Source organism: Pseudomonas sp. FG47 (assembly GCF_057809115.1).
In genome coordinates, this window is sequence record NZ_JBMDJI010000042.1 from 1 (window position 1) to 10,520 (window position 10,520).

Here is a 10,520-nt window from a genome sequence, read left to right on the forward strand (position 1 = left end):
TAGGGCCCATCCTGGGCCCCAGCGCTTGACGGGCATCCATGCCCGTCACCTCCCTACGCAAGGCCTGCGTTCGGCCTCCTGAAGTCGCGAAGTTACGGGCGGCGCCTGGGCTGGCGCAGCTGTCGCTAGTGGACAGGCTGGTCAATCTCTTGATCGCCAAGCTGTACGGACCACCTACATGGGTTACACAGGCGTTCACTCACATAGGTAACAGTCACGAGGCCAGGGTGCGAACTATTAATCGCTTGAACCTGCCTGATAACTATCAATCACTTCCTGCGCCGCCCGAAACGCATCGACCGCCGCCGGCACCCCGGCATACACCGCGCAATGCAGCAGCGCTTCGCGAATCTCAACCACCGTGCAGCCATTGTTCAAGGCCCCACGCACATGCCCCTTGAGCTCCTGCGGGCACTTGAGCGCGGTCAGCGTGGCCAGGGTGATCAGGCTGCGGGTCTTCAGCGCCAGGCCATCGCGAGCCCAGACACTGCCCCAGGCGTGCTCGTTGACGAAGTCCTGAAGCGGCTGGGTGAACTCGCTCGCATTGCCCAGGGCGCGGTCGACGAAGGCATCGCCCATGACCTGGCGGCGAATGCGCTCGCCGGTGGATTTCGAATCTGTCATGTTGTTTTCCTTAGTGTTGGCGGCGCCAGGCGCGGACGGTGGTATACAACAACACGATACCGAGCACTGGCAGGACGTAGAACAGCATCCAGCGCTCAAGGCGGCCAGCCAGCGGCATGCCGGTGGTGAACGTCACCACGTGCAGGCCGTAGGCCAGGTACAGGCACAGGAACACCAGGCCTTCGGCGCGGGTGACCCGGTAACCGGAGTAGAACACCGGCAGGCACAGCGCGGCGACGCCGAGCATCACCGGTAGGTCGAAGTCCAGGGCATTGGGCGAAATCGACAGCGGCTCGGGGGTGAGCACCGCGGTCAGGCCCAGGACCGCGAGCAGGTTGAACAGGTTGCTGCCGATCACCGTGCCCACGGCGATTTCCCGCTCGCCGCGCAGGGCGGCGATCAGCGCGGCGGCCAGTTCCGGCAGCGAGGTGCACACTGCCACCACGGTCAAGCCGATGATGCGCTCGGACAAGCCCAGGTCGGTGGCCACTTCGACGGCGGCCTCGAGCAATAGATGCCCGGCCAGGCTCAGCAGGCCCAGGCCCAGCAGGATCAGCAGCAGGGCGCCGCTCCAGAAGCGGCCTGCGCCGGTGTGCGCGGCGCTGGGCGCGGGGTAGGTGCGGGCGTAGTGGCGTGACTGGTGCCAGAGCATGCCCAGGTAGGCCAGCAAGCCAAGCAGCAGCAGGGCACCCTCCAGGCGGCCCAGTTGGCCGTTGAAGGCGAGCAGGTAGACCAGCGCGCTGGCCAGGATCATCAGCGGGATGTCCAGGCGCACCAACTGGCGTGACACGCGCAGTGGAATGATCAGCGCGGCCAGGCCGAGGATTACCAGTACATTGAAGATGTTGCTGCCGATCACGCTGCCGACGGCGACGTCCGGCGCGCCCTGGTAGGCGGCCTGCAGGCTTACCGTCAGCTGTGGCGCGGTGCTGCCGAAGGCGACCAGGCTCAGGCCGATGATCAGCGGACGCACGTGCAGGCGCCCGGCCAGGCGCAGGGCCGCGCGCACCAGCAACTCGGCGCCGATAATCAGCAATAGCAGGCCCAGGCCCAGTTGCAGCAGGCTGAAGGCGGGAAGGGTGGCCAGGTCGAAAATGGCGAGGGCTCCAGTCAGGTCAGTCGCTCAAACCTTGTACTCGCACGCGCGCCGTTCCGCTACGCAACATGCCGATTTTTTCTGCGGCGGCGCGTGACAGGTCGATCAGGCGGCCACGGGTATGCGGGCCGCGGTCGTTGATGCGCACCACGACGCTGCGCTGATTGTTGAGGTTGGTGACCAGCACTCGGCTGCCGAAGGGCAGGCTGCGGTGGGCGGCGCTCAGGCCATGCTGGTTGAAGGGCTCGCCGCTGGCCGTTCGCTTGCCGTGGTGGCGGGCGCCGTAATAGGAGGCGGTACCGGTTTCGTCGTAACCGCGTGGGTCGATGTCGTGGCTGGCGCAACCGGCCAGCAGGGAAAACAGGCTGAGGGTGGCGAGGGAACGCTTGATCAAGTCGACTGCTCCGATTCAGGCACTGGGACCGCTATGCGGTCCTTTCGCGACGCAAGGCCGCTCCTACAGGTACTGCGCCATCCTGTGGGAGCGGGCTTGCCCCGCGATCGGGATCACCCTTCGAGCTTGGTCTTGAGCAATTGGTTCACTTGCCCCGGGTTGGCCTTGCCTTTGGAAGCCTTCATCGCCTGGCCGACGAAGAAGCCGAACATCTTGCCGCGCTTGGCCTCGTCGGCGGCGCGGTACTGTTCGACCTGTTCGGCGTTGGCGGCGAGCACTTCGTCGAGCATCTTGTCGATCGCGCCAGTGTCGGTGACCTGCTTGAGACCTTTGCTTTCGATGATGCTGTCGGCATCGCCTTCGCCGGCGGCCATGGCCTCGAACACGGTCTTGGCGATCTTGCCGCTGATGGTGTTGTCACGGATGCGCAGCAGCATGCCGCCAAGGTGTTCGGCGCTGACCGGCGACTGGTCGATGTCCAGGCCCAGCTTGTTCAGCAGGCTGCCCAGCTCGACCATGACCCAGTTGGCCGCGAGCTTGGCGTCGCCGCCAATTTTCACCACGTGCTCGAAGTAGTCTGCCTGTTCGCGGCTGGATGCCAGCACGTTGGCGTCATACGCCGATAGCGCGTACTGCTGCTGGAAGCGCTCGACCTTCTGCGTCGGCAGCTCCGGCAGGGCGGCGCGCACGGTCTCGAGGAAGCTTGGCTCGATGACCACCGGCAGCAGGTCTGGGTCGGGGAAGTAACGGTAGTCGTTGGCTTCCTCCTTGCTGCGCATCGAGCGGGTCTCGTCCTTGTTCGGGTCGTACAGGCGGGTTTCCTGGGTCACCTTGCCGCCGTCCTCGATCAGTTCGATCTGGCGCTGGACCTCGTAGTTGATCGCCTTTTCGACGAAACGGAACGAGTTGACGTTCTTGATCTCGCAGCGGGTGCCGAACTCGGCCTGGCCCTTCGGGCGTACCGAGACGTTGCAGTCGCAACGCAGCGAGCCTTCGGCCATGTTGCCGTCGCAGATGCCCAGGTAGCGCACCAGGGCGTGGATCGCCTTGACGTAGGCCACGGCTTCCTTGGCGCTGCGCATGTCCGGCTCGGAGACGATTTCCAGCAGCGGCGTGCCGGCGCGGTTCAGGTCTATGCCGCTGGCGCCGTTGAAGTCTTCGTGCAGGCTCTTGCCGGCGTCTTCCTCAAGGTGCGCGCGGGTCACGCCGATGCGCTTGATGGTGCCGTCTTCCAGGGCGATGTCCAGGTGGCCCTTGCCGACGATCGGCAGGTCCATCTGGCTGATCTGGTAGCCCTTGGGCAGGTCGGGGTAAAAGTAGTTCTTGCGCGCGAACACGTTGCGCGGGCCGATCTCGGCATCGATCGCCAGGCCGAACATGCACGCCATGCGCACGGCTTCCTGGTTGAGCACCGGCAGTACGCCCGGCATGCCTAAGTCAACCAGGCTGGCCTGGGTGTTCGGCTCGGAGCCGAAGGTGGTGGCGCTGCCGGAGAAGATCTTCGACTGGGTGGCGAGCTGGGTATGAATCTCCAGCCCGATCACAACTTCCCATTGCATGTGTGAACTCCTCAGAAGCCGTTGGGGGCGCGGGTGTGCCAGTCGGTGACTTGCTGGTACCGGTGCGCGATGTTGAGCAGGCGGCCTTCCTGGAAGTACGGGGCCAGCAGTTGCACGCCCACCGGCAGGCCGTCGACGAAGCCGGCCGGCATCGACAGGCCAGGCAGGCCCGCCAGGTTGGCGGTGATGGTGTAGACGTCCTCGAGGTAGGCGGCGACCGGGTCGCTGCTCTTGGCGCCGAGTTTCCAGGCCGGGTTCGGCGTGGTCGGGCCGAGGATCACGTCGACATCGTGGAAGGCGGCCATGAAGTCGTTCTTGACCAGGCGGCGGATCTGCTGCGCCTTGATGTAGTAGGCGTCGTAGTAGCCGGCCGACAGGGCGTAGGTGCCGACCATGATGCGTCGCTGCACCTCCGCGCCGAAGCCTTCGCCGCGGGAGCGTTCGTACAGGTCGGTCAGGTTCGCTGGGTTCGCGCAGCGGTGGCCGAAGCGCACGCCGTCGAAACGCGACAGGTTGGAGGAGGCTTCGGCCGGGGCGATCACGTAGTACGCCGGAATGGCGTGCTGCATGTTCGGCAGGCTGATTTCCTTGACCACCGCGCCGAGCTTTTCCAGCTCCTTGACGCTGGCCTGGACCAGCTCGGCGATGCGCGGGTCGAGGCCGGCGCCGAAGTATTCCTTGGGCAGGCCGATGCGCAGGCCCTGCAGCGAGGCGTTGAGGTTGGCGCTGTAGTCGGGTACCGGTTCATCGACGCTGGTCGAATCCTTGGCATCGAAGCCGGCCATGCCTTGCAGCAGCAGGGCGCAGTCCTCGGCGGTGCGGGCCAGCGGGCCGCCCTGGTCGAGGCTCGAGGCGTAGGCGATCATGCCCCAGCGCGATACGCGGCCATAGGTCGGCTTTAGGCCGGTCAGGTTGGTGAAGGCTGCCGGCTGGCGGATCGAACCGCCGGTGTCGGTGCCGGTGGTGGCCGGCAGCAGGCGCGCGGCCACGGCGGCGGCCGAACCGCCGGAGGAACCACCCGGTACATGTTCGAGGTTCCACGGGTTCTTCACCGCGCCGTAGTGGCTGGACTCGTTGGCCGAGCCCATGGCGAATTCGTCCATGTTGGTCTTGCCCAGGGTGACCATGCCGGCCTCGGCCAGCTTGGCGACCACGGTGGCGTCGTACGGGGCGTTGAAGTTGTCGAGCATCTTCGAGCCGCAGCTGGTGCGCACGCCATTGGTGCAGAACAGGTCCTTGTGGGCGATCGGCGCGCCGAGCAGGGCGCCGGTTTCACCGGCGGCACGGCGGGCGTCGGCGGCACGCGCCTGGTCCAGGGCCTGGTCTTCGGTGACGCTGATGAAACTGTTGAGCCGCGGGTCGAGCTGCTTGATGCGCGACAGCAGGGCGCCGGTCAGTTCCTGCGAAGAGAACGATTTGTCGGCCAGACCGCGGGCGATCTCGGCCAGAGTGAGTTGATGCATGGCAGGCGCTATCCCTTATTCGATGACTTTCGGAACCAGGTACAGACCGTTCTCGGTCGACGGGGCGACGGCCTGGTAGCGGTCGCGCTGGTTGCTTTCGGTGACTTGGTCGGGGCGCAGACGCTGGGTGGTCTCCAGCGGGTGGGCGAGCGGTTCGATGCCGGTGGTGTCGACGGCTTGCATCTGGTCGACCAGCCCGAGAATACTGTTCAAGGCATCGGTAATGCGTGGCAGTTCGCCTTCATTCAGGCCCAGTCGGGCCAGATGGGCGATCTTTTCCACGTCGGAGCGTTGAAGCGCCATGGGGATCTCCAGGAAATCGAGAAACGGAATGGGTCCGTGGTGAGGAACATGCCGGGATTCCGGCGGTCAAAGGGCCGCGATCATCGGCAGGCATGCTCGGAAAAACAGCCAATTTAACATATTGGCTCCTTGCCCAAAATCCCTGCCATTGTTAGAGTTTGCCGCACTTTTTTACCCACGCTTTCCCCAGGGTCACTTTCCCATGTTCAAGAAACTGCGTGGCATGTTTTCCAGCGATCTGTCCATCGACCTGGGTACTGCCAACACCCTTATCTACGTGCGTGAGCGCGGTATCGTCCTGAATGAGCCCTCGGTTGTTGCCATCCGTACCCACGGCAACCAGAAAAGCGTCGTCGCTGTCGGTACCGAAGCCAAGCGCATGCTCGGCCGCACCCCCGGCAACATCGCTGCCATTCGTCCGATGAAGGACGGCGTGATCGCCGACTTCAGCGTTTGCGAAAAAATGCTGCAGTACTTCATCAACAAGGTGCACGAGAACAGCTTCCTGCAGCCCAGCCCGCGCGTGCTGATCTGCGTGCCGTGCAAGTCGACCCAGGTCGAGCGCCGCGCCATCCGTGAGTCGGCCCTCGGCGCCGGCGCCCGTGAAGTGTTCCTCATCGAAGAACCGATGGCCGCCGCCATCGGCGCCGGCCTGCCGGTCGAAGAGGCCCGTGGCTCGATGGTCGTCGACATCGGTGGCGGTACCACCGAAATCGCCCTGATCTCGCTCAACGGCGTGGTCTATGCCGAATCGGTACGGGTTGGCGGCGACCGCTTCGACGAAGCCATCGTCACCTACGTGCGCCGCAACTACGGCAGCCTGATCGGCGAATCCACCGCCGAACGCATCAAGCAGGAAATCGGTACCGCCTACCCGGGTGGCGAAGTGCGCGAAGTCGACGTCCGTGGTCGTAACCTGGCCGAGGGCGTGCCGCGTGCCTTTACCCTGAACTCCAACGAAGTGCTCGAGGCGCTGCAGGAGTCCCTGGCGACCATCGTCCAGGCGGTCAAGAGCGCCCTGGAGCAATCGCCGCCGGAGCTGGCTTCCGACATCGCCGAGCGTGGCCTGGTGCTGACCGGTGGTGGCGCGCTGCTGCGCGACCTGGACAAGCTGCTGGCCCAGGAAACCGGCCTGCCAGTGATCGTCGCCGAAGACCCGCTGACCTGTGTCGCCCGCGGCGGTGGTCGTGCGCTGGAAATGATGGACAAGCACGCCATGGACCTGCTCTCCAGCGAGTGATCGCCGGGCAGCAAGGTATCCCCAGGTTTACAGGTGGCACGCACAGTGCTACCTGTATGCGCTGTGCTGGCGCCCGCCCGGGCGCCGTTTCCGTCAACCCGCAAGCAGGCCGGTGCGTTGTCCCATGCCCAATGACTTCCTGAGTCGTCCACGAGGAACGGCCCATTAAACCGCTTTTCTCCAAAGGCCCCTCGCTGGGCGTGCGCCTGCTCGTGCTGGTGGTGATGTCGGTCGCGCTGATGGTGGTCGACTCGCGTTTCGACCTGCTCAAGCCCGTGCGCAGCCAGATGGGCCTGGTCCTGATGGAATCCTACTGGATCACCGACTTGCCGCAGCGTCTGTGGCAAGGCGTGGCCGGCCAGTTTGGCAGCCGCACCGAGCTGATCGCCGAAAACGAAAAACTCAAGACCGAGGCCCTGCTGCTGCAGGGGCGCCTGCAGAAGTTGGCAGCCCTGACCGAGCAGAACGTGCGCCTGCGCGAGTTGCTCAATTCGTCGGCGCTGGTCAACGAGAAGGTCGAGGTCGCCGAGCTGATCGGTGTCGATCCCAACCCGTTCACCCACCGTATCCTGATCAACAAGGGCGAGCGTGACGGGGTGTTCCTCGGCCAACCGGTGCTCGACGCCCGTGGCCTGATGGGCCAGGTGGTCGAGCTGATGCCCTACACCTCGCGGGTACTGCTGCTCACCGACACCACCCATAGCATTCCGGTGCAGGTCAACCGCAATGGCCTGCGCGCCATCGCCAGCGGTACCGGCAACCCGGAGCGCCTGGAACTGCGCCATGTGGCCGACACCGCCGACATCAAGGAAGGCGACCTGCTGGTCAGCTCCGGCATGGGCCAGCGTTTCCCGGCCGGCTACCCGGTGGCCACGGTCAACGAAGTGATCCATGACTCCGGCCAGCCGTTCGCCATTGTCCGCGCCATCCCGACCGCCGCGCTCAACCGTAGCCGCTACATGCTGCTGGTGTTCAGCGACCGCCGCACCCCGGAAGAACGCGCCACTGAAGCGGCCATCGCCCAGGAGGAAGCCGACCGTCAGGGCGCCAGCCACGGCCAGGCTCCGGCCAACCCGGCAATCCCCGCCCCAGCCCCAGCCGGCGCCGCGACTCCGGCAGCGGCCCCCGCGCCAAACGGCGCCGCCCCGGCACAGCCGGCCGCCGCGCCCGCCCAACCCCGGAGACAATAATGGCCAGCACCCGTAGCAGAAACGGCTGGGCCATCTGGCTGACCTTCGCCCTCGGCCTGTTGCTCAGCGTCTCGCCCATGCCGCAGTTCATGGAAGTATTCCGGCCCATGTGGCTGGCCCTGCTCCTGGCTTTCTGGACCCTGGCGGTGCCGAGCAAGGTCGGCATGACCACCGCCTTCGTGCTGGGCCTGGCCGAAGATGTGCTGTACGGCACCTTGCTGGGGCAGAACGCGCTGATCCTGACCTTGATCACCTTCCTGGTGCTGTCGCTGCAGCAGCGCCTGCGCATGTTCCCGATGTGGCAGCAGAGCCTGGTGATCCTGGTGATCTTCGGTATCGCCCAGCTGATCCAGCTGTGGCTCAGCGCCCTGACCGGCAATCGCCTGCCGACCTTGGCCCTGGTCTGGTCGGCGGTGATCAGCGCCTTGCTCTGGCCATGGGTCAGCTTCGCTCTGCGCGGCCTGCGCCGTCGCCTGCACATTCACTGACGATCAGCGCCACTGACAGGGAGATGTCCACATGACACAGTTGTACCTGGCATCCGGCTCGCCGCGTCGCCGTGAACTGCTTACCCAGATCGGCGTGCCGTTCACCGTGGTCAGCGCACCCATCGATGAAACTCCGTTACTGGGCGAGACCCCAGCGGCCTATGTCGAGCGTCTGGCCCAGGCCAAGGCCGTGGCGGGTTTCGCCCATACCGATGGCGCCGGCGTGGTGCTCGGGGCCGACACTACCGTGGTGCTCGATGGGCAGATCCTTGGCAAACCAGAGAATCGCGAGCAGGCGTTAGCCATGCTCGGTGACCTTTCCAAGCGCGAACACCAGGTGCTTACCGCCGTGGCGCTGACCGATGGTCAGCGCAGTATCAGCCGCTGCGTCAGCACCACCGTGCGTTTTCGCACCATCTCCTTCGAGGAAGCGCTGCGCTACTGGGACAGCGGCGAACCTGTCGACAAGGCCGGCGGCTATGCCATCCAGGGCCTGGGCGCGGTGTTCGTCAGCGGCATCGAGGGCAGCTACTCGGCCGTGGTCGGGCTGCCCCTGAGTGAAACCGCCGAACTGCTCGAGCAATTCGGCGTGCCATGTTGGCAACTGCAAGAGGGTTCCGCATAGCGCTAGCCAGCCACGCCGCAGCAATCCATCATTACCCCAGACCCCTGACGAGAGCGCGCCATGAGTGAAGAGATCCTGATCAACATCACCCCGATGGAATCCCGCGTGGCAGTGGTGGAGAACGGTGTCCTGCAAGAGGTGCACGTCGAGCGCACCCAGCGTCGCGGTATCGTCGGCAACATCTACAAGGGCAAGGTGGTGCGGGTGCTGCCCGGCATGCAGGCGGCGTTCGTCGATATTGGCCTGGAGCGCGCGGCGTTCATCCATGCCTCGGAAATCTCCCAGCGCGAAGGCTCGGCGGTTGAAACCATCACCGCGCTGGTCCATGAGGGCCAGGCATTGGTGGTGCAGGTCACCAAGGACCCGATTGGCACCAAGGGCGCGCGCCTGACCACCCAGCTGTCGATCCCGTCGCGCTACCTGGTGTACATGCCGCGCAGTAGCCATGTCGGCATTTCCCTGAAGATCGAGGAAGAAGCCGAGCGCGAGCGCCTCAAGCAGGTGGTCACCGACTGCATGGCCCAGGAAGATATGAAAGACGCCGGCGGCTTCATCCTGCGCACCGCCGCCGAAGGCGCCCGGGCCGAGGATATTTTCCAGGACATCCGCTACCTGCGTCGCCTATGGGAGCAAATCGGCTCGCAGATCCAGACCTGCGGCGCGCCCACGGTCATCTACGAGGACCTGGGCCTGGCCCTGCGCACCCTGCGTGACCTGGTCAACCCGAAGATCGAGAAGATCCGCATCGATTCGCGGGAAACCTTCCAGAAGACCACCCAGTTCGTGGCCGAATTGATGCCAGAAATCGCCGACCGCCTGGAGCACTACCCCGGCGAGCGGCCGATCTTCGACCTGTATGGCGTCGAGGATGAAATCCAGCGCGCCCTGGAGCGCAAGGTACCGCTCAAGTCCGGCGGCTACCTGGTGGTCGATCCTGCCGAGGCAATGACCACCATCGACGTCAACACCGGGGCCTTCGTCGGCCACCGCAACCTCGAAGAAACCATCTTCAAGACCAACCTCGAGGCGGCCACCGCCATTGCCCGGCAACTGCGCCTGCGCAACATCGGCGGGATCATCATCATCGACTTCATCGACATGGAGGACGAGGAGCACCAGCGCCAGGTGCTGCGTACCCTGGAGAAGCAGCTCGAGCGTGATCACGCCAAGACCAACATCATCGGCATCACCGAGCTGGGCCTGGTGCAGATGACCCGCAAGCGCACCCGCGAAAGCCTCGAGCAGGTACTGTGCGAGCCCTGCGCGGGGTGCCAAGGGCGTGGCAAGCTGAAAACCCCCGAGACGATCTGTTACGAAATTTTCCGCGAGATCCTGCGCGAGGCACGTGCCTATCAGGCCGAGGGCTACCGGGTGCTCGCCAACCAGAAGGTAGTGGACCGTCTGCTCGACGAAGAATCGGGCAATGTCGCCGAACTGGAGGCGTTCATTGGGCGAACCATTCGCTTCCAGGTGGAGTCCATGTATTCCCAGGAACAATACGATGTGGTGCTGCTCTGACCCTGCATGAAAGCGGTTGC

The 10,520-nt window shown here is 64.9% G+C and carries 11 protein-coding genes; 5 read left to right on the top strand and 6 right to left on the bottom strand.

From position 1 onward, the window contains the following. Nucleotides 1-237: 237 nt before the first annotated feature. The 6 genes from ACODS5_RS21530 to gatC form a co-directional block, all read right to left on the bottom strand. A complete protein-coding gene (locus tag ACODS5_RS21530) occupies nt 238-624 on the bottom strand; it encodes a carboxymuconolactone decarboxylase family protein (protein WP_489109616.1) in 387 nt (128 codons plus the stop codon). Between the two features lie 10 nt (nt 625-634). After that, nucleotides 635-1,678, bottom strand: coding sequence for a calcium/sodium antiporter (locus ACODS5_RS21535; protein ID WP_489109629.1), 1,044 nt, complete (start codon nt 1,676-1,678; stop codon nt 635-637). A gap of 61 nt (nt 1,679-1,739) precedes the next feature. After that, a complete protein-coding gene (locus ACODS5_RS21540) occupies nt 1,740-2,114 on the bottom strand; it encodes a septal ring lytic transglycosylase RlpA family protein (protein ID WP_489109617.1) in 375 nt (124 codons plus the stop codon). A gap of 113 nt (nt 2,115-2,227) precedes the next feature. After that, a complete protein-coding gene (gene gatB / locus ACODS5_RS21545) occupies nt 2,228-3,673 on the bottom strand; it encodes an Asp-tRNA(Asn)/Glu-tRNA(Gln) amidotransferase subunit GatB (protein WP_134689943.1) in 1,446 nt (481 codons plus the stop codon). An 11-nt stretch (nt 3,674-3,684) separates the two neighbouring features. Beyond that, nucleotides 3,685-5,136, bottom strand: coding sequence for an Asp-tRNA(Asn)/Glu-tRNA(Gln) amidotransferase subunit GatA (gene gatA / locus ACODS5_RS21550; protein WP_489109618.1), 1,452 nt, complete (start codon nt 5,134-5,136; stop codon nt 3,685-3,687). Between the two features lie 15 nt (nt 5,137-5,151). Beyond that, nucleotides 5,152-5,439, bottom strand: a complete 288-nt coding sequence (gene gatC, locus ACODS5_RS21555; RefSeq protein WP_134689941.1) for an Asp-tRNA(Asn)/Glu-tRNA(Gln) amidotransferase subunit GatC — start codon at nt 5,437-5,439, stop codon at nt 5,152-5,154. 202 nt (nt 5,440-5,641) lie between these two features. Between gatC and mreB the strand changes: the two genes are divergently transcribed. From mreB to rng, 5 genes are all read left to right on the top strand, one after another. Beyond that, nucleotides 5,642-6,679: a rod shape-determining protein MreB gene (mreB, locus tag ACODS5_RS21560; RefSeq protein ID WP_003255163.1), complete on the top strand. Its 1,038-nt coding sequence runs from the start codon at nt 5,642-5,644 to the stop codon at nt 6,677-6,679. 164 nt (nt 6,680-6,843) lie between these two features. Next, the gene (gene mreC / locus ACODS5_RS21565; protein WP_489109630.1) at nt 6,844-7,869 is read left to right on the top strand and encodes a rod shape-determining protein MreC; all 1,026 of its coding nucleotides are present in this window, start codon (nt 6,844-6,846) and stop codon (nt 7,867-7,869) included. Beyond that, nucleotides 7,869-8,357 (top strand): rod shape-determining protein MreD, encoded by a 489-nt coding sequence (mreD, locus tag ACODS5_RS21570; RefSeq protein WP_186658041.1) that lies wholly within the window; start codon nt 7,869-7,871, stop codon nt 8,355-8,357. Before mreC ends, mreD begins: the two co-directional genes overlap by 1 nt. A gap of 31 nt (nt 8,358-8,388) precedes the next feature. Beyond that, nucleotides 8,389-8,982, top strand: a complete 594-nt coding sequence (locus tag ACODS5_RS21575) for a Maf family protein (protein WP_489109619.1) — start codon at nt 8,389-8,391, stop codon at nt 8,980-8,982. A gap of 60 nt (nt 8,983-9,042) precedes the next feature. Beyond that, on the top strand, nt 9,043-10,500 hold the full coding sequence (gene rng, locus ACODS5_RS21580; protein WP_134693889.1) for a ribonuclease G: 1,458 nt from the start codon (nt 9,043-9,045) through the stop codon (nt 10,498-10,500). The last annotated feature ends 20 nt before the right edge of the window (nt 10,501-10,520 follow it).